This window comes from Amycolatopsis kentuckyensis, assembly GCF_041679295.1.
Classification (GTDB): Bacteria; Actinomycetota; Actinomycetes; order Mycobacteriales; family Pseudonocardiaceae; genus Amycolatopsis; species Amycolatopsis kentuckyensis_A.
In genome coordinates this window covers 1,067,233-1,090,236 of sequence record NZ_JBGDMD010000001.1, presented here as the reverse complement: position 1 = coordinate 1,090,236, position 23,004 = coordinate 1,067,233, and the positions used below count along the sequence as shown (strand labels likewise).

Annotated in this window: 27 protein-coding genes; 14 read left to right on the top strand and 13 right to left on the bottom strand. The window is 72.2% G+C overall.

Going from position 1 to position 23,004, the window contains the following annotated elements; genetic code table 11:
* Positions 1-181: 181 nt before the first annotated feature.
* Positions 182-1,408, bottom strand: coding sequence for an HNH endonuclease signature motif containing protein (locus ACERZO_RS05130; protein WP_372662455.1), 1,227 nt, complete (start codon positions 1,406-1,408; stop codon positions 182-184).
* Positions 1,409-1,597: 189 nt separating this feature from the next.
* A complete protein-coding gene (locus ACERZO_RS05125) occupies positions 1,598-1,807 on the bottom strand; it encodes a hypothetical protein (RefSeq protein ID WP_372662955.1) in 210 nt (69 codons plus the stop codon).
* Positions 1,808-2,444: 637 nt separating this feature from the next.
* Here ACERZO_RS05125 and ACERZO_RS05120 point away from each other — a divergent pair.
* Both ACERZO_RS05120 and ACERZO_RS05115 read left to right on the top strand, forming a co-directional pair.
* The gene (locus ACERZO_RS05120) at positions 2,445-3,305 is read left to right on the top strand and encodes a helix-turn-helix domain-containing protein (RefSeq protein ID WP_372662452.1); all 861 of its coding nucleotides are present in this window, start codon (positions 2,445-2,447) and stop codon (positions 3,303-3,305) included.
* Entirely contained in the window at positions 3,302-4,090 is a 789-nt protein-coding gene (locus ACERZO_RS05115) for an SDR family NAD(P)-dependent oxidoreductase (RefSeq protein WP_372662449.1), read from the top strand. Before ACERZO_RS05120 ends, ACERZO_RS05115 begins: the two co-directional genes overlap by 4 nt.
* Here ACERZO_RS05115 and ACERZO_RS05110 read toward each other — a convergent pair.
* Genes ACERZO_RS05110 through ACERZO_RS05100 form a run of 3 tightly spaced genes read right to left on the bottom strand, consistent with a single transcriptional unit; the run spans position 4,078 to position 6,583 of the window.
* Positions 4,078-4,476 carry a hypothetical protein gene (locus ACERZO_RS05110; RefSeq protein WP_372662446.1) on the bottom strand — a complete coding sequence of 133 codons (399 nt, stop codon included), beginning with the start codon at positions 4,474-4,476 and terminating at the stop codon, positions 4,078-4,080. The two genes, ACERZO_RS05115 and ACERZO_RS05110, sit on opposite strands and share 13 nt — an antisense overlap.
* Before the next feature lie 47 nt (positions 4,477-4,523).
* Positions 4,524-5,003, bottom strand: a complete 480-nt coding sequence (locus tag ACERZO_RS05105) for a universal stress protein (RefSeq protein ID WP_372662443.1) — start codon at positions 5,001-5,003, stop codon at positions 4,524-4,526.
* Positions 5,004-5,014: 11 nt separating this feature from the next.
* Positions 5,015-6,583, bottom strand: a complete 1,569-nt coding sequence (locus tag ACERZO_RS05100; protein WP_372662440.1) for an MDR family MFS transporter — start codon at positions 6,581-6,583, stop codon at positions 5,015-5,017.
* An 87-nt stretch (positions 6,584-6,670) separates the two neighbouring features.
* Between ACERZO_RS05100 and ACERZO_RS05095 the strand changes: the two genes are divergently transcribed.
* The gene (locus ACERZO_RS05095) at positions 6,671-7,249 is read left to right on the top strand and encodes a TetR/AcrR family transcriptional regulator (protein ID WP_372662437.1); all 579 of its coding nucleotides are present in this window, start codon (positions 6,671-6,673) and stop codon (positions 7,247-7,249) included.
* Here the strand turns inward: ACERZO_RS05095 and ACERZO_RS05090 are convergent.
* Positions 7,242-7,841, bottom strand: a complete 600-nt coding sequence (locus tag ACERZO_RS05090) for a TetR/AcrR family transcriptional regulator (protein WP_372662434.1) — start codon at positions 7,839-7,841, stop codon at positions 7,242-7,244. The two genes, ACERZO_RS05095 and ACERZO_RS05090, sit on opposite strands and share 8 nt — an antisense overlap.
* A gap of 112 nt (positions 7,842-7,953) precedes the next feature.
* On the opposite strand from ACERZO_RS05090, the gene ACERZO_RS05085 reads away from it, so the two are divergent.
* Entirely contained in the window at positions 7,954-8,757 is an 804-nt protein-coding gene (locus tag ACERZO_RS05085) for an SDR family NAD(P)-dependent oxidoreductase (protein WP_372662431.1), read from the top strand.
* 15 nt (positions 8,758-8,772) lie between these two features.
* Here the strand turns inward: ACERZO_RS05085 and ACERZO_RS05080 are convergent, their stop codons facing one another.
* The 3 genes from ACERZO_RS05080 to ACERZO_RS05070 all read right to left on the bottom strand — a co-directional run bounded on the left by ACERZO_RS05080 (position 8,773) and on the right by ACERZO_RS05070 (position 12,187).
* Complete coding sequence (locus ACERZO_RS05080) at positions 8,773-9,690, bottom strand: ABC transporter substrate-binding protein (RefSeq protein WP_372662427.1); 918 nt, start codon at positions 9,688-9,690, stop codon at positions 8,773-8,775.
* Between the two features lie 74 nt (positions 9,691-9,764).
* Positions 9,765-11,054 (bottom strand): LLM class flavin-dependent oxidoreductase, encoded by a 1,290-nt coding sequence (locus tag ACERZO_RS05075; protein ID WP_372662424.1) that lies wholly within the window; start codon positions 11,052-11,054, stop codon positions 9,765-9,767.
* Positions 11,051-12,187, bottom strand: a complete 1,137-nt coding sequence (locus ACERZO_RS05070; RefSeq protein ID WP_372662421.1) for an LLM class flavin-dependent oxidoreductase — start codon at positions 12,185-12,187, stop codon at positions 11,051-11,053. The genes ACERZO_RS05075 and ACERZO_RS05070 overlap by 4 nt, the downstream gene beginning before the upstream one ends.
* A 202-nt stretch (positions 12,188-12,389) precedes the next feature.
* On the opposite strand from ACERZO_RS05070, the gene ACERZO_RS05065 reads away from it, so the two are divergent.
* Positions 12,390-12,980 carry an RNA polymerase sigma factor gene (locus tag ACERZO_RS05065; RefSeq protein WP_372662418.1) on the top strand — a complete coding sequence of 197 codons (591 nt, stop codon included), beginning with the start codon at positions 12,390-12,392 and terminating at the stop codon, positions 12,978-12,980.
* The gene (locus ACERZO_RS05060) at positions 12,973-13,848 is read left to right on the top strand and encodes a CU044_5270 family protein (protein ID WP_372662415.1); all 876 of its coding nucleotides are present in this window, start codon (positions 12,973-12,975) and stop codon (positions 13,846-13,848) included. The genes ACERZO_RS05065 and ACERZO_RS05060 overlap by 8 nt, the downstream gene beginning before the upstream one ends.
* Here ACERZO_RS05060 and ACERZO_RS05055 read toward each other — a convergent pair.
* Together ACERZO_RS05055 and ACERZO_RS05050 are read right to left on the bottom strand one after the other, a co-directional pair.
* The gene (locus ACERZO_RS05055; RefSeq protein ID WP_372662412.1) at positions 13,818-14,537 is read right to left on the bottom strand and encodes a nitroreductase; all 720 of its coding nucleotides are present in this window, start codon (positions 14,535-14,537) and stop codon (positions 13,818-13,820) included. The two genes, ACERZO_RS05060 and ACERZO_RS05055, sit on opposite strands and share 31 nt — an antisense overlap.
* Complete coding sequence (locus ACERZO_RS05050; RefSeq protein ID WP_372662409.1) at positions 14,534-15,043, bottom strand: DUF4863 family protein; 510 nt, start codon at positions 15,041-15,043, stop codon at positions 14,534-14,536. Before ACERZO_RS05050 ends, ACERZO_RS05055 begins: the two co-directional genes overlap by 4 nt.
* Positions 15,044-15,149: 106 nt before the next feature.
* On the opposite strand from ACERZO_RS05050, the gene ACERZO_RS05045 reads away from it, so the two are divergent.
* Together ACERZO_RS05045 and ACERZO_RS05040 are read left to right on the top strand one after the other, a co-directional pair.
* Positions 15,150-15,755 carry a TetR/AcrR family transcriptional regulator gene (locus ACERZO_RS05045; RefSeq protein ID WP_372662406.1) on the top strand — a complete coding sequence of 202 codons (606 nt, stop codon included), beginning with the start codon at positions 15,150-15,152 and terminating at the stop codon, positions 15,753-15,755.
* Between the two features lie 45 nt (positions 15,756-15,800).
* Complete coding sequence (locus tag ACERZO_RS05040) at positions 15,801-16,664, top strand: S1 family peptidase (protein WP_372662403.1); 864 nt, start codon at positions 15,801-15,803, stop codon at positions 16,662-16,664.
* Between the two features lie 219 nt (positions 16,665-16,883).
* On the opposite strand, the gene ACERZO_RS05035 is transcribed toward ACERZO_RS05040, so the two are convergent.
* The gene (locus ACERZO_RS05035; RefSeq protein WP_372662400.1) at positions 16,884-17,141 is read right to left on the bottom strand and encodes a hypothetical protein; all 258 of its coding nucleotides are present in this window, start codon (positions 17,139-17,141) and stop codon (positions 16,884-16,886) included.
* A 122-nt stretch (positions 17,142-17,263) separates the two neighbouring features.
* Positions 17,264-18,472 (bottom strand): PP2C family protein-serine/threonine phosphatase, encoded by a 1,209-nt coding sequence (locus ACERZO_RS05030; RefSeq protein WP_372662397.1) that lies wholly within the window; start codon positions 18,470-18,472, stop codon positions 17,264-17,266.
* A 133-nt stretch (positions 18,473-18,605) separates the two neighbouring features.
* Here ACERZO_RS05030 and ACERZO_RS05025 point away from each other — a divergent pair, with 133 nt between their 5' ends.
* The 6 genes from ACERZO_RS05025 to ACERZO_RS05000 all read left to right on the top strand — a co-directional run bounded on the left by ACERZO_RS05025 (position 18,606) and on the right by ACERZO_RS05000 (position 23,002).
* A complete protein-coding gene (locus ACERZO_RS05025) occupies positions 18,606-19,079 on the top strand; it encodes a MarR family transcriptional regulator (RefSeq protein ID WP_372662393.1) in 474 nt (157 codons plus the stop codon).
* Between the two features lie 94 nt (positions 19,080-19,173).
* Positions 19,174-20,037: an STAS domain-containing protein gene (locus ACERZO_RS05020; protein WP_372662390.1), complete on the top strand. Its 864-nt coding sequence runs from the start codon at positions 19,174-19,176 to the stop codon at positions 20,035-20,037.
* Positions 20,034-20,417 (top strand): STAS domain-containing protein, encoded by a 384-nt coding sequence (locus ACERZO_RS05015; protein ID WP_372662387.1) that lies wholly within the window; start codon positions 20,034-20,036, stop codon positions 20,415-20,417. Before ACERZO_RS05020 ends, ACERZO_RS05015 begins: the two co-directional genes overlap by 4 nt.
* Positions 20,407-20,832, top strand: coding sequence for an ATP-binding protein (locus ACERZO_RS05010; RefSeq protein WP_372662384.1), 426 nt, complete (start codon positions 20,407-20,409; stop codon positions 20,830-20,832). Before ACERZO_RS05015 ends, ACERZO_RS05010 begins: the two co-directional genes overlap by 11 nt.
* Positions 20,829-21,818: an ATP-binding protein gene (locus ACERZO_RS05005; protein WP_372662381.1), complete on the top strand. Its 990-nt coding sequence runs from the start codon at positions 20,829-20,831 to the stop codon at positions 21,816-21,818. The genes ACERZO_RS05010 and ACERZO_RS05005 overlap by 4 nt, the downstream gene beginning before the upstream one ends.
* Positions 21,818-23,002, top strand: a complete 1,185-nt coding sequence (locus ACERZO_RS05000; RefSeq protein WP_372662378.1) for a PP2C family protein-serine/threonine phosphatase — start codon at positions 21,818-21,820, stop codon at positions 23,000-23,002. Before ACERZO_RS05005 ends, ACERZO_RS05000 begins: the two co-directional genes overlap by 1 nt.
* The last annotated feature ends 2 nt before the right edge of the window (positions 23,003-23,004 follow it).

Genomic DNA, 23,004 nt, shown 5'->3' with positions numbered 1-23,004 from the left:
CCGTAGCAGTGGTTTGAGTTGCCTTGTTCGGCGGGAGTGCTGATCGGGGTTGGCTTTGCCTTGCGGGATGGGCGGTTGATGTCGGCTGCGGTGCGTTTGCGCTTGGGTGGGTTTGTGGTCTGGGCGTGGGTGTGGGCCCGTAGCCGTCTGGCTGCGGGCCTGTCCCATGTGTTCGGTTGTCTCACGCTGCGAAGGGCAGCGGTTGGTGCAGGTTGTTGCGCCTGGGTTTTCGTTCCTTGTCCAAGAACGCCGGTGGCAGGAACTCCGGTAAGCCGTCGGCGGCGATGCGGACTTCCCAACCCGAGCGGTGTAAGAGCCTGTGGTGGTGGGCGCACATCAGGACCAGGTTGTTCAGGTCTGTTGGGCCGCCTTCGGACCAGTGGTGGATGTGGTGGCCCTGGCAATGCCTCGGTGGGCGGTGGCAACCGGGGAACGCGCAACCCCGGTCACGCAGGTAGAGGGCGCGGCGCAGGCCCGCGGAGATCAGGCGGCGAAGGCGGCCCAGGTTCAACGGCTCGCTTTTCTCGCCGAGGACCGCGGGGATGATCATGGCGTCGCAGGCGTGCAGCCGGGCTTCCGCCGCCGACATGGTGCCGGTGTCGCCGAGGGTGGCCTCGCCGAGACCGGTCTTGAGGTCGTTGAGGTGCACCGCGACCATGACGTGGGCTCGTTCGCCGGCCTGCATGGGCAAGGTCGGGGCGGTGAGGGCCAGGTCGATCGCGTCGGAGAAGGCGTCGCCGTAGCGTTCCTGCGGGGAGCGCAGGTCGGCGCCTTCGCCGGTGGTGGTGCGGCGTTCGGCTAAGGCGTCGAGGAGGGCGTTGGCGCGGGTGCCGGTTTCGTCGTCGAAGCGGCCGTGCAGTTCCCATACCCCGGTTCTTTTGCGGCGGAGGGACAGTTCACGGTGAGGGACTGCGGGTTCGGTGGTGTCCGGTTCGGGGCCGTCGGGGTCGAGGTGGGCGAGAATGCGGGCACCCAGAGCCGCGACTTGCTTGTGGCCCGCGTCGGCGGCCAGAGCCAGCAGGTGCTGCTCGGCGTCCTCGCGGTGCTCGGGCGGGATCTGGGTCAGGGCCCCGACGATCGTGTCGATCATCGGGTTGCTCAGGCGACCCTCCGCCGCAGTAGCAGCAGTCAAAGGGGCGACGGCAGGGGCGCTGTCGAGGTGGTGGCCGGGGTGGAGGGCACGGGCGCGTTTGACCATCGTCTCGGCCGCGGACTTCGGGAGATCGGCCAGGTGCTCGAGCAAGCGCGCGGTGGAGCGGTAGCCGAAGAGTTCCATCACCCCGCGGGACTCGATTTCGGCCAGCAGCGCACCGATCTCGGCCTCGGCGGAGCGGACGACGGTGAGCAGCGTGGAGAGGCGATCGGCGAGCACCGTCGCATCCGTTTTCCACACCGCTTCTGTTGCCATACAACAAGGTTAGCCGAACTCGAACGCATGATCACCACACGATCAGGTGATACCGAGAACTCCGGCAGGGGGCACCGCAGCGTGGGGAATCGGCGCTGCCGACCACCACCAGAAGGCAACCACAAGGAGCGCCGATTTCCCACGCCCCGGCGAAGCCGTCATCTTTAGAAAGCAAGCCCCCGGAGGGCGTCACAACCGTAGATCCACCCGTTGTCCCGCAACGGACTCCCGCCGCGAACGCCCGCCCGTGGCTCGCTTCCTGCAACCGAGTCGTCCGGGGCATCCGCACAGCCTCGTGACGCTGCAAAGCCTCGGAAGCAGAAGCGATGCCAAGCACCGAGCCAACACCGCCGCATCCTCGACCGACTGAGCCGCCCCCAGACCGAAGAACGGGAACATCGGATGCGCAGCGTCGCCGAGCAAAGTCACCCTGCCGTAACTCCAGCGAGCAAGCGGCGGACGGTCCAAAAGTGCCCAACGCCCAGGGGTCCCAGCCCTCGAACTCAGCTCCCGCCGGAGCGAAAGCCACCAAGTTGACCAGCTTGCAGCCCGGCACCGGATAATGCACCAAATGGTGCCCCGGCCCGATCCACAACGTCTGCGCGGGACGGCGGGCCAGGGGTGGCGCCGCCGAAGCCGGGACCAGCGTCCGGAACGCGCAGACACCCGAGTACGCCGGAGGAGCCGCCTCCACGAGATCCGCGCGCACCGTCGAATGCACTCCGTCCGCGCCCACCTCGATCGACACGCAGCCGTGTCGGCCGAGACCACCGCAGCCAACAGGTCCGCCCGGTGGACCGAGTACGTACTCCCAGCCGATGTCGAGGCACACCGCGTCGGCGGGCAACGCGTCCAGCTCACGCTGAAGGCGCGCCAGGTTCGGCGCGACGACCAGACCGGCGGCCGACCTCCTTCAGTGAGCGTGCCTGTTCGTACACAGTGGACCGCAGTCCGGCTCGGTTCAGGAAGGCGGCCCCCGCGTTCCTGGGAGTGACAGGGCCAGGCGTGGGCCCGCCGCGCGACCTACAGTCGGAGCATGACCGACGAGCCGAACCTCCTCGGCGACCACCTCCGCGCCCGGCGCGAGCTGCTCACCCCCGCGCAGGCGGGCCTCCCGGTCGCCGGTGTGCGGCGGGTTCCCGGCCTGCGCCGGGAAGAGGTCGCGATGCTGGCCGGCATCAGCGCCGACTACTACCTGCGCCTGGAACAGGGCCGCGACCGCAACCCGTCCCGGTCGGTCCTGGAGTCCCTGGCCCGGGTGCTGCAGCTCGACGACGACACCACGGCGTACCTCATCAGCCTCACCGAAGCGAAACCGCGCAAGCCGCGCCGGCGGCGCAAGGAACGCGTCCCGCTGAGCACCGTCAAGTTCCTGGCCGCCCTGTCGCTGCCGGCGTTCGTCGAGGGGCGCTACCTCGACGTGCTGGCGGCGAACCCGCTCGCCGCGGCGATCTCGCCCCGCCTCGTCGCGGGCGCCAACCGGCTGCGGGACGTCTTCCTCGACCCCGCCGAGCAGGCGCTCTTCCCCGACTGGGAGCTCGCCACGCGGGGCCTGGTCGCCGGCTTCCGGCAGTCGGTCGGGACCGAGACGCAGGACCCGCGGTTCATCGAGCTCGTCGGCGAGCTTTCGCTGGCCAGCCCGCGGTTCCGGGAGCTGTGGGCCCGCCACGACGTCGCGAACCGGCGGGGCGCGACCGTGCGCTTCGACCACCCGCAGGTCGGCGAGCTCGTGCTGAACCGGGAGAAGCTGCTCGTCAGCGAAGCCCCGGGGCTCGTGCTCGCCGTCTACCACCCCGACCCCGGCACGGACGCCGCGGACAAGCTGGCCCTGCTGGCCTCCGCGGCGCTTCCGGCCACCACCCGCAGCACCACGACCGAACGGGAAAACCACGCATGAGCAAGCTCGCCCTCGTCACCGGCGCCACCTCCGGGATCGGGCAGGCGTTCGCCGACCGCCTCGCCGCCGACGGCCACGACCTGGTGATCGTCGGGCGGCGGCAGGACCGGCTGGACGCGTTCGCCGCCGCCCACAGCAACGTCAAGATCCGCACGGTGGCCGCCGACCTGGCCACCGACGAAGGCATCGACGCCGTCGCGGAGATCGCCGCCGCCGAACCGCTCGACCTGCTGGTGAACAACGCCGGCGTCGCGCACTACATGCCGCTCGCCGACCTGCCCGCCGCCAAGGCCCGTGAGCTGGTCAAGGTCAAGGTCCTCGCGCCGACCCTGCTGGCCCGCGCGGCCGTCGGCGGCATGCAGGAACGCGGCCGGGGCGCGATCGTCAACGTGGCGGGCATGATCGCCTTCAGCGGCCCGGCGCCGCACTCGCAGATGCCGCGCCGCGCGGTCTACGCGGGCTCGCTCGCCCACTTGGTCACGCTGTCGCAGACCCTCGGCGCCGAGCTCGAAGGCACCGGCGTCCGGGTGCAGGTGGTGTGCCCGGGGGTGGTCGCGACCGAGTTCCACGAGCGCCAGGGCCTGGACCTCAGCGCGATCCCGCGGATGAGCGCGGCGGACGTCGTCACGGCGTCGCTGCGCGGCCTGGAGCTGGGCGAGGTCGTCTGCGCGCCGGGCGTCGAGGACACGAGCCTGCTGGAGACGGTTTTCCGCGCCGAACTGGCGGCTTTCGGCGGCCAGAGCACGGAACTCGCCGCCCGCTACCGGGACGGTCAGATCTCGTAGGTGACCTCGGCGAGCCCGACGTTGACGCTCTTGACCCGGATCTCCAGCAGCGACAACGTGTTCGCGGGCCAGCTCACCCGCGCGGTGGCGCCCTTGCCGCAGCCGAGGGACTCCCACGGCCGCGGCGAGCGCACGCTCGCCATCCGGCCGTCCACACAGGCGCGCTGCTGGGTTCCCGCCTCCACGAACCAGGTGACTTCGAGGTAGCCGCGCCACTGTGGCGGACTGGTGAAGCTGCACGACTTCGACACGGCCCCCCACTTCGCGGGGAACCCGACCGCCGCACCGCGGCAAAAGACGCCCGAGCGGCTCGCGGCGGCGGCCGGGACCGCCGGCGAAGCCAGCGCGAGCAGGATGACGACCAGCACTCCCCAAGATCGTTTCATCGTTCGAGGCTAACGCCGCGGCGCTCGTTTCCCCTTCACTCGAACGGTTAGGGAACCACCAGTACCGGCCAGTGGCCCGCCCGGATGAGCTTCGTCGCGACCGACCCCGCGAAGCGGTGGCCGGCCTTCTGGGACGCGCCGACCACCACCGTGTCGGCCTGGCAGCGGTCGGCCGTGTCGCGCAACGCCGTGTACGGGTCGCCGTACGTCTTCACCAGCGTCACCGCGATCCGCAGTTCCTCGGCCGCCGAACGCATCTGGTCGCGCAGCTCCTCGTACAGGTGCGTCGCGGTGTCGTGCTCCAGGACCGTCGCGACCGCCGGCCGCAGCGGGGCCAGCGGTGCTGGGCACGCCACGAAGACCACGATGAGCCTGCTGCCCTGGCGGCGGGCCATGCCGAAGGCGAAGGCCGCCGCGCGCATGGCCGTGTCCGTGCCGTCGACGCCGGCCAGGATGGCCCGCGCCGGGGTGTCCCGGCGCGGGCCGAAGCGCTCCACAGTGGACTCGAACGCCCCCGGGCCGCCCATCGCCGTCTCCCCTAGCCCACCACTGCGTCGGACGCCGGTTCGCCGGCCTTCTCCGCAACGTCGATGGTCGTGCGCAGCGTGATCGGCTTGAGCAGCAGCGCCGCGATGACCCCGACGACGGCCACGGCCGCGGAGATCAGGAAGATGTGCGCGGTCGCGTCGCCGTACACGGTGTGCACCACCGCCTGCACCTGCGGCGGCAGCGCCTTGAGGTTCAGCGCGCTGACCCCGCCGGTCGACGCCTGCCCCTCCGGCACGTGCAGCGCGGTGGCGAGGTCGGCGGAGACGCGGTTCGCCAGCACCGCGCCGAGCACCGAGACGCCGATGGTGCCGCCGAGCGACCGGAAGAACGTCACCGACGCGCTCGCCGCGCCGAGGTCGCGCAGCGGGACGTCGTTCTGCACGGCCAGCACGAGGTTCTGCATCGTCATGCCGACGCCGATGCCGACGACGGCCATCGCGATCCCGACGATCCACAGCGGCGTGGCGTGGTCGACCAGGCCGAGCCCGAGGAAGCCGAGCACCAGGATGATCGCGCCGGACACGATGTACGGCTTGATCCGGCCGGTGCGGCTGATCAGCCGCCCGGACACCGTCGAGGACACGAGGACGCCGGCCATCAGCGGCATGGTCAGCAGCCCGGCCTCGGTCGGCGTGTACCCGCGGCCGATCTGGAAGTACTGGCCCAGGAACACCGCGCCGCCGAACATCGCCATGCCGACCGCGAGGCTCGCGATGATCGCCAGCGCGGGCGTCCGCTGGACGACGAGGTGCAGCGGCACGACCGGTTCGCGGACCTTCTTCTCCACCACCACGGCGACCGCGAGCAGCACGAGCCCGGCCGCGACCAGCACACCGGTCTGCCAGGAGATCCAGTCGAACGAGTTGCCGACGAACGACACCCAGATCAGCAGGACGCTGACGCCGGCGGCGATGAGGCCGGCGCCGAAGTAGTCGACCTGGACGTTCTCGCGGCGCACGGTTTCCAGCTTCAGGGTGCGTTGCAGCACGATGAACGCGAGCACCGCGATCGGCACGCCGACGAAGAAGCACCAGCGCCAGCCCAGCCACGGCACGTCCACGATCAGGCCGCCGAGCAGCGGGCCGCCGACGGTCGCGACGGCCATCACGGCGCCGAGGTAGCCGTTGTACCGGCCGCGTTCGCGCGGCGGGATGATCGCGGCGATCACGACCTGGACGAGTGCCTGCAGGCCGCCGACGCCGATGCCCTGGAAGGCCCGCGCGGCGATCAGCTGCCCGGTGTCCTGGCTGAACCCGCTGATCATCGAGCCGGCCACGAAGATCACGATCGCGACCTGCACGAGGGTCTTCTTGTTGAACAGGTCGGCGAGCTTGCCCCAGATCGGGGTGGTGGCGGTGGCGGCCAGCAGCGTGGCCGTGACGACCCAGGTGTACTGCGTCTGCGTGCCGTTCAGCGAGCCGATGATCAGCGGCAGCGACGTCGACACGACGGTCGAGCTGATCATGGCCACGAACAGCGCGAGCAGCAGCCCGGACAGCGATTCCAGCACCTCGCGGTGCCGCATCGACCCGGACGAGTCGGTTCTATCGGACTTCATGGCATCCCTTCGCACGTTCCGGACCATCATTGCCCATTGGGCAAACTTGCACAATGGGCAAGTTACTCCGGGGGTTACTCTGTGCGCATGGACACCCTCGACCTCCGCACCCGCAAGAAGGCGGCGACGCGGCAGTCGTTGCACGAGGCCGCGCTGCGCCTGGCGATGGAGCGCGGGCTGGACGGCGTGACGGTCGAGGACATCGCCGACGCGGTGGGCGTCTCGCGCCGGACGTTCTCGAACTACTTCACGAACAAGGAAGACGCGATCCTGCACGCCGACCGGGAACGGACCGGCGTGCTGGTGTCCCTGGTCGGAAACCGGCCGGCCGGCGAAAAGGCGTGGCAGGCGCTGCGCGCGGCCAGCCGCGAGCTGTACCGCGGGCGCGCGGTCCCGGATCGCGAGTGGGTGGCGCAGCTGCGCCTGCTGCGGCGCCACCCGTCGCTGCTCGCGCAGCAGGCCGGCGACCAGATCACCCTGGAGCGCGACCTGGCCGCGGTGCTCGTCGCCCGCGGCCACGGCCTCGACGAAGCCTCGGCGCGGCTGATGACGGCGACGTTCCTCGCGGCCGTGCGGACCGCGAGCGTGCTGTGGCTCGAAGGCTCGGCGGACCAGCCGCTGCCCGACGTCCTCGACGGCCTGCTCGGCCGGGTCGAGTTCAGCTAGCGCCGAACGCTTTCAACGCCGCGGCGACCAAGGCGTCGGCGTAACTCCCGGTCAGCGGCCCGGTGCGCAACAGCCAGCGCTGGTACAGCGGCGCGTAGAGCACTTCGAGCACCAAGTCGAGGTCGGCGTCGACGGCGAGCTGACCGGCCCGCTGGGCGCTGCGCAACCGGTCCTTTTTGGCTTCGTCGACAGGAGCGGCCAGCCGCTCCCGGTAGAGCGCGGCGAGGTCCGGGTCGTTCGCGATTTCCGTGTTGAGCGCGCGGATCGGCGCCTCGAACGCCGGGTCGGCGAACTCGGCGACGGTCGCGCGCATGACCAGGCGCAGGTCGGCTTCCAGGTCGCCGGTGTCGGGCAGCGCGGCGACCGCGCCGGACGGGTCCGCGCTCAGCTCCAGGACCGAGTCGAAGACGACCGCGCCCTTGTTCGGCCACCACCGGTAGATCGTCTGCTTGCCGACCCCGGCGCGGGCCGCGATGGCGTCGATCGACACCTTGGCGTAGCCCAGCTCCACGATCAGCTCGCGGGTCGCCGCGAGGATCGCCTGCCGGGACCGCTCACTACGCCTGGTGGCGTCGGGCTTCTTGGTGACCACGACGACAGCTTAACGACGAGACGAACCGTTCCGTCTTGACACACCGGCGCGTGCGAGGCAAGCTGAGCGAGACGAGACGATTCGTCTCGCGAGACATCGAGGGGTGGAAGCCATGACGGCTACCGACGGTCAGGTCTGGTTCGTCACCGGGGCTTCGCGCGGCCTGGGCCGGGCGATCGCCGAAGCAGCGCTGAAAGCCGGGCACCGCGTGATCACCGCGTCCCGCACCGAAGGCACGCTCACCGACGACCGGCTCGTCCACGTCCGGCTGGACGTCACCGACCGCGCGGCCGTGTTCGACGCGGTCGAGCGCGCGGCCGCCGTGTTCGGCGGGCTCGACGTGGTCGTCAACAACGCCGGGGTGATGCTCTACGGGATGGTCGAAGAGGCCACCGAGGAGCAGGTCCGGGCGCACTTCGACGTCAACTTCTTCGGCGCGCTGTGGGTCGCCCAGGCCGTGCTCCCCCACCTCAAGGGCGGCGGCCGGCTGCTGCAGGTGACGTCGATGGGCAGCGGCGGCGGCATGGCGTCGGTCGGGTTCTACGGCGCCGGCAAGGCGGCGCTCGACGCGCTGACCGAGGCGCTGGCCATGGAAGTCGAGCGCTTCGGCGTCCACGTGACGAACCTGCAGATGGGCGGCTACGCCACGGACCTCTTCACCAGCGGGACGACGACCACCACCCCGGACCCCGCCTACCGGGAGCTGCGGAAGGAACTCGAGGAGATGTGGGGCGACGACGCCGGTCCGGCACCCGAGACGGCCGCACCGGTCGTGCTGCGGGTCGCCACCCTGGCCGACCCGCCGCGCCGGCTCGTCGTCGGAAGCGCGTCGTTCGACATGGTCCGGGAGCTGGCCCGCCTGCGCGCCGAGCAGTACGCGAAGTGGGAGGACCTCAGCCGACAGGCACCCGGCTGAGGTCCTCCCCCGGGCTCAGACCAGGCCCTGCTGCGACAGCCAGTCCTTCGCCACGTCCGCGGCCTTCTCACCGTCGGAGTCGACGCGCTTGTTCAGGTCGCGCATCCCCTCCGTCGTGAGCTTGGCGCTCACGGCGTTGACCGCGGCCGCGAAGTCCGCGCCGCGCTCGTCGAGGACCTTCTTGGTGACCGCGGGGACCACGTTCTCGGTCGGGACCATCGACAGGTCGTCCTTGAGCGCGACGTACTTCTTGTCGCCGGCCAGCGGGCTCACCGAGTCGACCGGGATGACCGTGACGGCACCGGAGTCGAGCTGCTGCACGCGCGGCCCGAGCTCCTGGACGGTCTGGAACGTCGCGTTCGTCAGCTTGTAGACGTCGGTGAAGCCTTTGAAGCACGTCAGCCGCTTCTCACACTCCGGCCCGCCGGCCAGCACGACCTTGTCGAGCTTCTTCAGGTCACTGATGCTCGTGAGGCCCTTCGACTGCGCGAGGTCGGCCTTCACGATGTAGGTGTTCTTGTCCTCGGCCGCCGCGTAGTCCAGCAGCGAAACCCCGCTGGGCTCGAGCAGCTTCGCCAGCTGCTCGTGCTCGCCCTTGGCGTCCTTCACCGGGTCCTTGCCGAACCCGGCCGCGATGGCCGAGCCCTGGTACTCCGGGATGAACTGCAGCTCACCGGACTTCAGCGACGGGTAGATCAGCTCCCGCGAGCCCAGGTTCAGCTTCCGCGTCACCGGGTAGCCCTTGGCCTCCAGGGCCTGGGCGTAGATCTCCGCCAGGATCTGGCTGTCGGTGAAGTTGAAGGACGCGACGACGATCGGCGCCCCGCCCTTGCCCGCCGCGGCGGGCTTGTCGTCCCCACCGCCGCACGCCGTCAGGCCCAGAGCGGCCACCGCCACCAGCGCGGCCACTCGGATGTTCCGGGTCCAGCCCACGTCCCACACTCCTCAATCACAATTGACGGTCAGGACCCTAACGAGCCCCACCGACAGAAACCACATACTGGGATTCACCCGGCGAGGTGCTCACGCAGCGTCGAGCCGGCGTACTCGGTCCGGTACCGGCCCTTGGCCTGCAGGATCGGCACGACGTGGTCGACGAACGCGGCCAGTTCGTAGGGCAGCGTCGATCCCATGATGGTGAACCCGTCGACGGCGCCGGCGTCCTGCCAGGTGAGCACGTGGTCGGCCAGCTGCTCGGGTGTGCCCACGAAGTGGACCTGCCCGGCTCCCCCGGTCACCTTCTGCGCGATCTCGCGCAGCGAAGCCTCGGGCCGCTCCCGCGCCGCCGCGGCGAGTTGCTGCAGCCGCGAGGAGCCGCCCTCGGCTCGCAGCTCGGCGGGCAGCGGGGCGTCCGGGTCGAACGCGTCCGGGTCGAGGCCCGCGGTGTACAGCGCGTTCTGCCAGCGGAACTCCGGGCTGGCCAGCTCTTCGAGGCGCTCGGCGCGGGCCTTCGCCTCGGCCTCGGTGCCGCCCAGGGTCACCATCAGGGCGGGCAGGACGCGCACGGCCGAGGGGTCCCGGCCGGCCGCGCCGACCTGGGCGTCCAGCTCGGCGCGGAACTTCACCGCCGCCTCCAGCGACGGCGGTCCGGAGAACACCAGCTCGGCGTACCGGGCGGCGAGCCCGATCCCGGCGGCCGACTGCCCCGCCTGGACGAGCACCGGGCGCCCCTGAGGCGACCGCGGGAACGGCAGCACGCCTTCGACGTCGTAGAACTTGCCGTGGAACCGCGGCGCGTGCAGCTTCGAGCGGTCGGCCCACACGCCGTTTTCGCGGTCGCCGACGATCGCGTCGTCGTCCCAGCTGTCCCACGCGCGGGTGACGACGTCGACGAACTCGTGCGCGCGCTCGTACCGGTCGGCGTGGTCGGGGTGGGCCTTCTCGCCGAAGTTCGCCGCGGCCAGCGAGGTGATGGTGGTGACGATGTTCCAGCCGGCGCGGCCGCCGCTGAGGTGGTCGAGCGTGGCGAACCGGCGGGCCAGCTCCCACGGCTTGTTGTAGGTCGTCGAGCCCGTCCCGATCAGCCCGATCTTCTCGGTGACGGCGGCCAGCGCCGACAGCACCGAGATCGGGTCGAACTGCGTCTGCGGCAGGTGCGTGACGCGGTACTCGGCGATGGCGATGTTGTCGGCGAGGAAGATCGAGTCCATCAGGCCGCGCTCGGCGGTCCGCGCGATGTCCGCGTAGTACGGCAGCCCGAGCACGCCGCGGACGTCGTCGCCGACGACCCGCCACGCGGACTCGTGGTAGCCGTTCGGCCAGATGAACGCGTTGAAGTGCAGGGATTTCCCGGTCACTGTGCTGCTCCTTCGATGCTTCCCGCCGCGTCGGCGGTGGTGCGCCCGTGGACGGCGGGGCGGCCGCCGTACGGGTCCTGGTCGGTCCACAGTGCCGTCGGCGCGGCCGCGCGCACCACCGGCACGACTTCGGCGGCGAAGCGCTCGAGCATGCCCAGCTGCTGCTCGTGCGGGATCATGGTGGGCAGGCTGAAGGACTGCAGGTCGTGCCCGAACGCCTCGTGCCACCAGAGGATCTTCTCGGCGATCTGCTGCGGGCTGCCGACCAGCACCGGGCCGCGCGCGATGGCGTCGTCGATGGTCGGGAACTCCATCGCGTTGCCCGGCGTGTGGTTGCCCGGCCGGTTGAAGAACTCGACGATCTTCTCGTAGGTCGGGCCGAACGCCTCCCGCGCCTCCTGGGTGGTGTCGGCGAGGTAGAGGAAGCCCGCCCCGGCGCCGACGAAGGCGAACCGCGGGTCGTGGCCGTGTTCGGCGGACAGCTTGCGGTAGTGCTCGATCAGCACCGTGTAGTTGTCACGCGGCTGGATCGCGTTGGCCGAAAAGAGCGGGTCACCCCACTTCGCCGCCAGCTCGGCCGAGGTCAGCGTGGTCGCCGAGCCGTGCCAGACGCGCGGCGCGCCGGCGAACGGGCGCGGCAGGCTGGTCACCCCGGCCAGGGGGCCGCGGAAGCGTCCTTCCCAGGTGACGTCCTCTTCGCGCCAGAGCCGGCGCAGCAGCTCGTACTTCTCGGCGAGCGCGTCCCACTGGTCACCGTTCTCGATGCCGAACATGGGCAGCTGGCGCAGCTCGTTGCCCTTGCCGATGACCAGTTCCAGCCGGCCGCGGGAGAGCTGGTCGACGGTGGCGTAGTCCTCGGCGATCCGCAGCGGGTCGTGCACCGACAGGACCGAGACGCCGGTCTGGATCCGGACCCGGCTCGTCGTCGCGGCGATCGCCCCCAGCAGGACGGTCACGCCGCTGCTCAGGAAGTGCCCGGCGTGGCGTTCCCCGAGCGCGACGGCGTCGAAGCCGAACTCCTCCGCGTACCGCGCGGACGTCAGGGCCTGGGCGAAGCGCTCGTCGGTGCGGATCAGCCGGCCGGTCACCGGGTTGGTCAGGTGGGGCAGGATGTCCAGAACCTGGAATCTCATGGGTGGCTCTCCGTGCTCTCCGGGCTCGCGTCGTCCCTGGTCAAACCGGATCATCGCGAAGCTATTCCCGGGCGGGGCCGCGTTCCATCTGGTGAAACCACCCCTTGCTCGTGACCTGTGTCACTTCGGCCGACACTTCCCGGAACCCGTTCCCCGGCCCGGGAGAACAGCAGATGACACTGGGCGCGAGGAAAGGCGGGCGATGACCCCGGAAGACACCGAAGCCGACGACGACGCGAGCGTGATCGGCCGGTCGCGGGCGGAACCGAGCCTGTTCGCGGTCATCTTCGACCGCCACTCGCGGCACATCCACCGCTACCTCGTCCGGCGGCTCGGGCCCACCGCGGCGGACGACGTCCTCGCCGACACGTTCCTCATCGCCTTCAGCAAGCGGGGCAAGTTCGACCTGTCCCGGCCGGACGCGCGGCCGTGGCTCTACGGCATCGCGACGAACCTCGTCTCGCGGCAGTGGCGGTCCGAGGTGCGCGAACTGAAGCTCCGCCAAGCCGTCGGGCCGCCCGACGTCGTCGCCGGGCACGCCGACCGGGTCGCCGAACAGGTCAGCGCCCAGGCCATCGGCGCCGACCTCGACCGGGCGCTGGCCAAGCTGCGGCCGCGCGAGCGGGACGTCCTGTTGCTCGTCGCCGCGGAAGGGCTGGGCTACCAGGAGGTCGCCGAAGCGCTCGCCATTCCCGTCGGCACCGTCAAATCGCGGCTCAACCGGGCCCGCGGCCGCGTCCGCGCCGAACTCGGCGCCCTCGACCTCGTGAAGGAGACCGCCAGCCATGGATGACCTCGACCTGATCCGCGAACGCGCGCAGGCCGTCGGCTTCGCGCCGGCGGAACAGCTCACCCCCGCGCGGGAGCGGCTGTTGGCCGCGGCGCGCGGCGAACGACCGCACCGGTCCCGGCGCTGGTTCTGGGCCGCCGGCGCCACGATCGGCCTGGCCGCGGCGATCACCGCGGTCGTGGCGCTCGCCCCGGCCGACCGGGTGGGCATCGGCGCCGGCGTCGCGCACGCCGACCCGGTCAAGGTGCTGACCGAGGCGGCGAGCACCGCCCTGAAGGAGCCGGCCAAGCCGCCGCGCCCGGACCAGTTCCTGTACGTGAAGACCGAATACGCCATTCCCCCCAACCGCGAGGTCTGGCTCTCGGTCGACGGCACCCGCGACAGCCTGATCGGCAACGTCAAGGAAGGTGGCTGCCGCAACGGCAAGGCGCCGATGTACGGCACGAACGACCCACGCGCGGAAGGGACGCTCCAGGACTGCGTACCCAGGTCGATCTACCGGACGGACCTGCCGACGACGGCCGACGGGATGCTGGCCTACCTCTACGCGAAGGAAGAGGATCGCGACGGCCGGGCCGGCTACATCGGCAAGGCCGTCTACACCCTCGCCTACGAGCAGGTCCTCCAGCCGGCGTCCTACGCGGCGCTGTTCGAGGCGGCGGCGAAGGTGCCGGGCCTGACGGCCCTGGACCACGTCACCGACGGCGCCGGCCGTCCGGGCGTCGGGATCAGGTTTCCGGTGCCCGCGGGCTCGCCGAAGGCGCAGCCGATCGTGCTGGTTTTCGACGCCACGACCTACCAGTTCCTGGGTACCGAGGACAGCGCCGTGACCGTGAAGACCTACGTCGACGAGGTGGGGCAGCGGCCCTGACCGGGGACGCGGTCGTGGAAGGTCGCGAAGGCCGACACCGGCTCGCGGGTCGTGCGGTGGCCCCCGAGCCGGTGCTCCTCGTCGGCGTACCCGAGCGCGATCCCGCAGACGACCACGTGGTCGGCCGGCACGTCCAGGTGCCGGCGCAGGACCGGGTGGTAGTCGATCAGCGACGCCTGCGCGCACGTGTGCAGCCCGGCTCCGCGCGCGGCGAGCATGAGTCCCTGCAGGAACAGGCCGGCGTCGACGAGCGCGCCGCGCAGGGGCAGCCTGCTGACGGTGAGGACCATGCCGACCGGCGCGCCGAAGAAGCCGTAGTTGCGCCGGTGGTGGGCGACGCGGCCGGCGGCGTCGCCGGGCTCGATGCCGAGGGCGTCCCGGTAGAGCCCTTCGCCGAAGCGGCGACGGCGGGAGCGGAACGGCTCGGGCCACTCGTCGGCGGCGGGCTGGTAGCCGAACTCGCTCCCGGCCCGGCGGCCTTCGTCGTGCGCGCGCAGCAGGTCCGCGCTCAACGCGCGCTTGGCCGCGCCGGTCAGCACGTGCACCCGCCACGGCTGGCTGTTGGAGTTGCTGGCCGAGCGGGCCGCCAGGGCCAGCAGCCGCTCGATCTCGGCGCGGGGCACGGGATCCGGCCGGAACGCGCGGCAGCTGCGGCGGGTCAGCAGCGCGTCCTCGACGGTGGTGCTCACTCGGCCGGCGGGGTGATGTCGTAGGAGATGCGGCCCGCGGGCAGGTAGAACAGGGCGATCAGCGCGCCGCCCTTGACCTCCGGGTAGTGGTGGCTGCCCGGTCCCGGCGCGGTCCAGCCCGGGCCGCTCCAGCCGCGCGGGCCCATCAGCTTCGCGCCCGGGTCGAGCGGCACGACGAGGTTGAGCTCGCCGTAGGGGTGCTGGTGGTACTGGCCGCGGTAGGGCTCGACGCTGTCCAGGTAGACGGCGGTGACGCTGAAGTAGTTCAGCACGTCCTGGGGGTCGGCGATCCGGCTGCGCCGGTACTTCGGGCCGTCGACCTCGATGTTCGCCGCCCAGCCGGCCCGGACGCCGTCGGTGATCATCCGGGCGAGGTCGTCGTAGAGCGGGCTGCCGGGGCCGTGGTGGGTGTTGAGCCAGGTCTCCAGCTCCCCGCCCGCCGTCCGGTTCTTGACGGCGTCGAGGAACGGGACGCTGCGGTCGATCAGCTGCTGGGCAGTGGTCATCGGGGGCTCCTTCCGGTGGTGCTCCGAAAGTAGGCCGATGTTTCGTTACAGTCAAGTATCGTAACTTAACAGCCAGAGGTCGTAACGTATCCGCTACGCTTCCGGCATGGCAGCAGCAGACGCCTCGCGGCCGGGCGGCCGTCCCCGCGACGCCGCGCTCGACGAGGCGATCATCCTCGCCACCCGGGAGCGGCTGGTCCGGGACGGCTACTCGCTCATGACCATCGGCGACATCGCCGCGGACGCCAAGGTCAGCCGCCCGACGCTGTACCGGCGGTGGAGCACGAAGTTCGAGCTCGTCGTCGACGCCCTGGACTACGGCTTCCGCAAGCAGCGGGACAGCTACGCCGTGGACCTGGCCGGGATGGCGCCGCGCGAGGCGTTCGCCGAAGCCGTCCGGCGGCTGGACCCCGCGTACTTCAACCCGGACGCCATGGTCCTCATGGGCAACTTCGCCGGCGAGGCCATCCGCACGCCGGAGCTGCTCGGGATCCTCCGCGAGCACGCCGTCGAACCGCGGGTCACGCTCCTCGAGAACGTGCTGACGCAGCTTCAGGACAGCGGTGCCGTACGGGACGGCATCGACAAGCACACGATCGCCACGATGTGCTTCGGCAGCTACTTCGCGGCCTTTTACCGGGGCGACGGCCGGGACGAAATCCCCGAAGCGGTCGTTTCGGTGCTGTGGCCCGTGATCACCGCGCGGAAGTGAGCTCCGCGCGCAACCATTCCGGGCTCCCATCCGTGCATTAGAGGTGTGAGGACGACTTCGGATCGACGGCGCCGCTTCCGCGCGCGGGCCGTGACCCTCGCGGTGCTGGTGGGGGCCGGCATCGCGGGCGCGGGTGCCGTCATCGGCACGCCGGCCGCGGGACCTGCGCTGGCCTCGGCCCTCGGCGGCCACAGCCTGCCCGACACGACCCCGCTGGGCCGCAGCCCGGCGCCCGCTCCCGCTCCTTCGCCGATCTTGCCGTTCAACGCGAAGCTGACGTCGGCGGACATCCCGGTCCCCGGCGGCGGCGTGCGCGACGGCGCCTGCAGCGGCTCGCTGGTCGCGCCGCAGTGGGTCGTCACGGCCGGGCACTGCTTCCACGACCTGAAGGACGCCCGGATCGGCGGCCGGCCGCCGTACACGATGACGGTGACGATCGGGCAGCTCAAGGACACCGACCCCGGCGGGCACACGGCCGTGGTCGTCGACGTCCGCCAGTCACCGGTCAACGACCTGGCGGTGGCGAAGCTCAGCACGCCGGTGGCCGGCATCGCGCCGGTGACGCTGGCCTCGAGCCGCCCGAAGGTCGGCGAGGAGCTGCAGTTCGCGGGCTGGGGCTCGCACTCGGCGACCGTGCTCGGCCCGTCGGACCACCTCAAACGCGGCCGGTTCCGGGTGTCCGGCATCGCGCAGTCCACTTTGGAGGCACTGCCGATCGGCACGCGCACGGTGGACAACGGCCCGTGCCCGGAAGATTCGGGCGGCCCGTTCTTCGTTTCGGACGACGACGACCGCAGCGGAACCCTGGTGGCGATCGTGAACACCGGGCCGCCGTGCCCGGGCCCGGGCGCGGAGACGATCGCGCGGGTCGACGTCGTGGCGGACTGGATCCGCGAACAGACCGGCTGACCGCCATCGGTCCTCCGCGCGGGGTGTCCGCGCGGAGGACTGCGTGTCGAACCGGTTGTCGTGGCCGGCACTTCGACGGCACCGGGCGCGAGACGTCGCCGCCGCGAGGTGCGCCTGGAGGCGCGGGGCCGGGCTGGTCTCGCTCACCGGCCGCGATCAGGGCAGGCGGCGCACGCCGGATGCCCCGGTGCCGTCACCACATCACCCCTTTCCCGTTCGTTACCGGCAATCGACGACGGTGCGGGGCGGCGAACGCTCCCGCCGCGGGCACTGCCCGGCCGGGGCCCGGACACGCGGGGGTCGCAGCGGCCGGGTGCGGCCGGCGGCCGGGCGAGAGGGGCCCGAAGCGCGCGGAGGCGGGGACGGCTTCGGCGGCGGGCCGAAGTTCGCGGCCACGATGGCGTCGAACTCCGCCTCGAGCCACGCGGGGTCCGCCAGCACCAGGTCGGCGAACCCGCCTGCCGAACGAACGGTCATCGTCTTCCACTCCCCGGATCGTCTCGCGATATCACCAGGTCATGTCCTGCGCTTCACTATTTTCTATAGCAGCCACCGCAGTTTTTTTCAAGCCCCCGCCCGACATAGTCTGCGCCCGCCGGCTACGGCCCTTCCGCGCGGCGGACCGTCACCGCCGGGGCCGCGCCGAGCGACGGGACCGGGCCGAACCAGTCGAGGCACACCACCATCGCGTCGTCCTCGGCCTGGCCGCCGCGCCGGCGGCGGGACAGCTCGCGCAGCACCGCGCCCGGGACGTGCGCCGCCGGGAGGTCGGCCGTCGTCGTGACCGCTTCGGCCAGTTCACGGTCGCCGTAGTGCTCGCCGTGCGGGCCGATCGCGTTGTACACGCCGTCGCTCACGAAGACGTATCGGTCGCCTTCGGCCGCCTGGAAGCTCTCGGACTCGTAGATCGTGCCTTCGAACGTGCCCAGCGGGAGCTGCTCGTCGAAGAACACGCGCTCGGCCTTGCCGTCGCGCAGCCGCCACAGCCGCGGGGAACCGGCGTCGACCACCGCCACCGCGCCGGTCGCGAGGTCGAACTCCAGCAGCAGCGCCGCCACGTGCTCGGCGCCGCGGTAGTGCGCGTAGACCGCCTGGTCGGCCAGCTCCGCCTGCGCGTCGATCGGGATCCCGGCGCGCCGCGCGTTGCGCAGCGCGTTGATCGCCAGGTTGGTCAGCAGCGCGGCTTCGCTGCCCTCCCCCATGCCGTTGATCAGCGTGACGGCGAGCTTGCGCGCGGACGCCGACCAGTCGAAGCAGTCGCCGTAGATCGCGTACGCCGGTTCGAGCTGGCCGCCGAGCGCGAACTCGGCGCGGGTGCACGCGCGGCCCGGCAGCAGCTGCCACTGCATCTCCGCCGCCAGCGTCAGCCGGGACGACCGGCGCGCCTGGACGTAGAGGTCGGTGTCGCGGTCGGCGACGAACAGCTCGTGCGCCACCGCTTCGGCGAACCGCTCGAACTCCGCCCACACCGGCGGCTCGGGCTCCTCCGGCAGGGTCACCGCGAGGACGCCGAGCCGGTCGCCGCGGACGCTGACCGGCAGGTACCCCGTGACGCGGTCGCCTTGCGCGTCGAACGTCGCCGCCTGCGCGACGAACGCCGCGCCCGGGGTCGTGCCCTCCACCGGGATCGGCTCGGTGGTGTAGGGCTCCCGGCCGACGCGGCACAGCTCGGTCAGGGCGTAGTCGGCCACCAGCAGTTCGACCGCCAGCGCGCCGAAGTGCTCGCTCAGCGCCGAGCGCAGCGCGCCCGGCAGGTCGTGCGGCGGGACGTCACGCAGAAGCCGTTCCACCGCCAGGGATCTGTCCAACGCCCGCCTCCTGCTCACCGGTCACCGTGCGCACGCCAGCACCGGCCGGTCGCACGAGTCTGCACCGTCCCGGCGGGCCGGTCCACGGCGAATCGCGTGAGCCGTGCTGCCGGTTCAGCATAGAGATGCCACGATGGGGGTCGTGGATCCATCCCGCGAGCAGGGCCCCGTCCCGGACGGGGAGGCTCCGCTCGCGAGCCTCGCGGAGCTGTTCGAGGCGGTGTTCGAGCGCGGGCGGGACGTCTCGCCGCGGCCGCTTTCGGTGTCGCAGCTGCGTGCGGTCGTCGCGCTGGACCGCCACGACGGTGTGAACCTGCGGGAGCTGGCCGAACAGCTGGATTCGACCCCGCCGCTGGTGAGCCGGCTCTGCGACCGGCTCGAGGCGGTGGGCTTCCTGGAACGGCTGCCCAGCGCACGCAGCAGACGGGAGCTGACGCTGCGGCTGTCCGACCGCGGCCGCGCCTACCTGTGGGAGCTGCGGGCCCGGCGTCGCGAGAACGTCGAGACGCTGCTGGCGAAGATGACGCCGGCGGGCCGGGCCGCGCTGGCCGCCGGGCTGCGGGAGTACCGCGCGCTCGCCGACGGCGAGTCCGCCGGGATGCCCTGAACCCCGCGTTGTATAGTCGGCGTAATTGTTGTCGTATGACAACAGTCAGCCGGCGTACAGCAGCGCGCGCCTCAGGACGTCGAGGAGGGGTGCGGTGCTGGGCACGGACGAGGGCCAGGTCCGGGAAGTGCTGGCGCGGATGCTGGCCGAGGACCAGGCCACCTTGGTGCGCGACTGGGCCGGGCAGCAGGCGGGCGCCGGTCCGGAGAGCGGCCGCGAGCTGCAGCGCGAAGCGACCGGCCTGCTGGAAGCCCTGCGCGGCGCCGTCGATGGCACGCTGCCGGTGGCGCGGATCGTCGAGCAGGACCCGGCGGTGCGCGATGCGCTGACGTCGTGGTCGGAACGCCGGGCGCGCGTGGGCGCCGAGCCGTCGGCCACGGCGATGGCGATGCTCGCGCTGAAGCGGACGATGCTCAGCGCGATCGAGCGCCACACCGAGGACTCCGCGCTGCGCTACCGGGCCGCACTGCTGGTCAACGAGCTGCTCGACAGCGCGGGCGTGTTGACGTTCGCCGTGTACGCGAGCGGGCGCGAACGGATCATCCGCGAGCAGCACAGCCAGGTGCTCGAGCTGTCGACGCCGGTCCTGCGGCTGTGGCGCCACGTCCTCGCGGTGCCCCTGATCGGCACGCTCGACAGCGCCCGCACCCAGGTCGTGATGAACAGCCTGCTGGAGTCGATCCAGGCCACCGAGGCGCGGGTGGCGATCATCGACATCACCGGCGTCCCGACCGTCGACACCGCGGTGGCGCAGCACCTGCTGCAGACCGTCAGCGCGGTCCGGCTGATGGGTGCGGAGTGCCTCGTCAGCGGCATCCGCCCGTCGATCGCGCAGACCATCACGCAGCTGGGCATCGACCTCTCGCACATCGTCACCCGCGGCTCGCTCGCCGACGCGCTGGCGGCCGCGATCCGGCTCATCGACGAGGGCACCCGCCCGGCCGCGGTGACCGGGTGAGCGCCGGCCTGCCGATCCTCCGGCTCGGCGACGTCCTGCTCGGCGGGCTGCTGAGCGACCTCGACGACAAGACCGCGCTGGCGTTCACCGACGAGCTGACCGAGCGGATCGCGAACGAGGGCATCCGCGGCGTCATCGTCGACATCTCCCGGCTGGAGATCGTCGACTCGTTCGTCGCCCGCGTGCTCATGCAGCTGGCGAGCACCGGGCGGCTGCTCGGCGCGCGGATGGTCGTGGCGGGCATGCGCCCGGCCGTCGCGCTCACCCTGACCGAGCTGGGACTGCAGCTGACCGGCGTCACGACCGCGCTCAACGCCGAGCAGGCCATGGAGCTGCTGGGCTGGCGCCGTCCCGCCGAAGAGGCACCCCATGCGCCCTGACGAGCGGATCGGCGAGGACCACGACGTCCACCCGGTGCGGGTGGAGGAAGACCTGCTCGCCGCCCGCCACGCCGTGCGGGCCGGCGCGGTCGCCGCGGGCTTCTCGATCGTCGACCAGACGAAGATCGTCACCGCGGCCAGCGAGCTCGTCCGCAACGCCTACATCCACGGGGGCGGGGGCACCATGACGGTCGGCGTCGTCCGTGACGCGCGCGGGCGCGTCGGGCTGCGGCTGGAGGTGCGCGACGAAGGTCCGGGCATCGCCGACGTCGAGCAGGCGCTCACCGACGGGTTCAGCACCGGCGCCGGGCTCGGCCACGGCCTCGGCGGCACCCGCCGTCTGGTCGACGACTTCCGCCTCGACACCGCGCCGGGCCGCGGGACCACGGTCACCGTCGTGCGCTGGAAACCGTGACCGCGACCGTCGCCGCGCCGACCCGGCGGATCCGCGTCGACCACCCGAGCGCCGCGTACGCCGCCGCCCGGGTCGCGCGGGAAACGGCGAACGACGCCGGGCTGCCCGACGTCCTCGCCGAACGCGCCGCGGTCGTGGCCGCCGAGCTGGCCGGCAACATCGACAAGCACACCCGCGGCGGGTCGGTGCTCGTGCAGCGGTCGCTGACCGGGCGCGGCGTCGACGTGCTGGCCGCCGACGACGGCCCGGGCATGGCCGACCTCGAGCACTGGCTGGTCGACGGCAACACGACCACCGCCACGCTGGGCACCGGCCTGGGCGCGGTGAAGCGGATGGCGACCGGGTTCCGGATCACGTCCTCGCCGACGGCCGGGACGCTCGCCGCCGCGCGCGTCCTCGACCCGGCCGGACCGGTGTTTTCGGGCTCGGCCGGGCACTTCCGGCTGCCGCGCGAGGGCGAGGAGTTCTGCGGTGACGCCATCGCGCTGGCCGAGGTGACCGGCAGCCGCACCGCGTGCGTCGCCGACGGGCTCGGCCACGGCCCGGACGCCGCCGAGGCCGCGGACGCCGCGATGCGCGTGTTCACCGAGAACCCGGACCGGCCGCTGCCGCACCAGCTGACGAACATGCACCGCGCGCTCCGCACGACCCGCGGCGCCGCGGTCGCGCTGGTGCGGGTCGCGCCGCGCCGGCTCGAGTTCTGCGGCGTCGGCAACGTCAGCGGCGCGACCGTCGGCGGCGCGTCGCGGCTGCTGCTCAGCACGCCCGGCATCGTCGGGTTTTCGCTGCCGGCGGCCCCGGTCCGGCAGCTCACGCTTGCCGGCGACGAGGCCGTCGTGCTGCACACCGACGGCGTCGGCAGCGGCTGGCGCGGTCCGGGCCGGCCGGCGGACGTGCTGCTGTTCGCCGCGGACGTCGCCCACCGGTACCGGAACCCGCGCGACGACGCCGCCCTGCTCGTCCTGCACCCGGACCGTCCCGCCTGATGCCCGGCGACCTCCTCCGGCTCCGGCGGCGGCTGCGCACCGCCTGCGGCGAAGCCGGCGTGCCCGCCGACGACCGGGCGCGTCTCGTGCTCGCGGTGACGCTGCTCGCCGAGCCCGCTTTCGCCGCCGGGGAAACCGTCGACGTGACGACGACGGCCGACGGCCACCGGCTCGCCGTCACCGTCCGGCTCGCCCACGCCGTGGGCCAGCGCCGGCGCAACGAACTGCCGCTGCTGCCCGAAGCCGGCGCCGACGGCACGCTGACCTGGCACCTCACCGGCGGCCGGCCCGCGGCCGCGCCGGCCGACCTCGACGAGGAGCGGGCGACCCGTGCGGAGATGCTCGCGTTGATCGCCCGCGCCGACACGCTGGCCCAGGAGCAGCGGGACCTCAAGCACGAGCTCGCCGAGACCAACAGCGGCGTGCTCGCGATGTACGTCGACCTCGAACAGCGCGACGAGGAGCTGCGGCACGCGCACGCGCGCATCTTCCGCGAGCTGGAGGACGCCCTCCGCCCGCCGCCCCCGGTGGTGCCGGGCCTGGAGCTGGCCGTCCACTACTCCCCGACCGACCAGGACTCCCCCACCGGCGGCGACCTCTACGACTGGTTCGTCCTGCCCGGCGGCGACCTGCACGTGACGCTCGTCGACGCGGTCGGCCACGGCGTCACCTCGACCCGGCACGCCCTGACCGTCACCCACGCGATCCGGACGCTCGCCCTGGAAGGGCACCCGTTCCCGGACCTGATCGCGCACGCCGCCCGCACGCTCGCCGCGATCGAACCCGAGCTGATGGCCACGGTCCTGCTCGCCCGCGTCGACCCGGTGACCGGCCGCGCGCACCTGGCGAACGGCAGCCACCCGGAGCCGCTGCTGGTCACGGCGGCGGGCGACGCGCGGCTGCTGCCCCCGCCCGTCGTCGGCCGCGGGATCGGCTTCCCCGACCCGGGCAGTCCGCGGCTGGTCGAGGCGGACCTCGCACCGGGCGACACGCTGCTGCTGTACACCGACGGTCTGGTGGAGAGCCGCAAGGACATCGACGAAGGTCAGGCCCGGCTGCTGCCGCTGGCCCGCGACCTGCGCGCCCGGCCGGCCGCGGTCCTGCCCAGCGAGCTGGTGACCCGGATGCACGACGTCGTCACCTACGCCGACGACACCGTGGCCATCGCCCTGCGCCGCAGCTGACC

Excerpts from the sequence above, each read along its gene's own strand:
- ACERZO_RS05130 (WP_372662455.1), bottom strand. The coding sequence starts at position 1,408 with ATGGCAACAGAAGCGGTGTGGAAAACGGATGCGACGGTGCTCGCCGAT.
- ACERZO_RS05125 (WP_372662955.1), bottom strand. The coding sequence starts at position 1,807 with ATGTTCCCGTTCTTCGGTCTGGGGGCGGCTCAGTCGGTCGAGGATGCG.
- ACERZO_RS05120 (WP_372662452.1), top strand. The coding sequence starts at position 2,445 with ATGACCGACGAGCCGAACCTCCTCGGCGACCACCTCCGCGCCCGGCGC.
- ACERZO_RS05115 (WP_372662449.1), top strand. The coding sequence starts at position 3,302 with ATGAGCAAGCTCGCCCTCGTCACCGGCGCCACCTCCGGGATCGGGCAG.
- ACERZO_RS05110 (WP_372662446.1), bottom strand. The coding sequence starts at position 4,476 with ATGAAACGATCTTGGGGAGTGCTGGTCGTCATCCTGCTCGCGCTGGCT.
- ACERZO_RS05105 (WP_372662443.1), bottom strand. The coding sequence starts at position 5,003 with ATGGGCGGCCCGGGGGCGTTCGAGTCCACTGTGGAGCGCTTCGGCCCG.
- ACERZO_RS05100 (WP_372662440.1), bottom strand. The coding sequence starts at position 6,583 with ATGAAGTCCGATAGAACCGACTCGTCCGGGTCGATGCGGCACCGCGAG.
- ACERZO_RS05095 (WP_372662437.1), top strand. The coding sequence starts at position 6,671 with ATGGACACCCTCGACCTCCGCACCCGCAAGAAGGCGGCGACGCGGCAG.
- ACERZO_RS05085 (WP_372662431.1), top strand. The coding sequence starts at position 7,954 with ATGACGGCTACCGACGGTCAGGTCTGGTTCGTCACCGGGGCTTCGCGC.
- ACERZO_RS05070 (WP_372662421.1), bottom strand. The coding sequence starts at position 12,187 with ATGAGATTCCAGGTTCTGGACATCCTGCCCCACCTGACCAACCCGGTG.
- ACERZO_RS05065 (WP_372662418.1), top strand. The coding sequence starts at position 12,390 with ATGACCCCGGAAGACACCGAAGCCGACGACGACGCGAGCGTGATCGGC.
- ACERZO_RS05060 (WP_372662415.1), top strand. The coding sequence starts at position 12,973 with ATGGATGACCTCGACCTGATCCGCGAACGCGCGCAGGCCGTCGGCTTC.
- ACERZO_RS05050 (WP_372662409.1), bottom strand. The coding sequence starts at position 15,043 with ATGACCACTGCCCAGCAGCTGATCGACCGCAGCGTCCCGTTCCTCGAC.
- ACERZO_RS05045 (WP_372662406.1), top strand. The coding sequence starts at position 15,150 with ATGGCAGCAGCAGACGCCTCGCGGCCGGGCGGCCGTCCCCGCGACGCC.
- ACERZO_RS05035 (WP_372662400.1), bottom strand. The coding sequence starts at position 17,141 with ATGACCGTTCGTTCGGCAGGCGGGTTCGCCGACCTGGTGCTGGCGGAC.
- ACERZO_RS05025 (WP_372662393.1), top strand. The coding sequence starts at position 18,606 with ATGGGGGTCGTGGATCCATCCCGCGAGCAGGGCCCCGTCCCGGACGGG.
- ACERZO_RS05010 (WP_372662384.1), top strand. The coding sequence starts at position 20,407 with ATGCGCCCTGACGAGCGGATCGGCGAGGACCACGACGTCCACCCGGTG.
- ACERZO_RS05000 (WP_372662378.1), top strand. The coding sequence starts at position 21,818 with ATGCCCGGCGACCTCCTCCGGCTCCGGCGGCGGCTGCGCACCGCCTGC.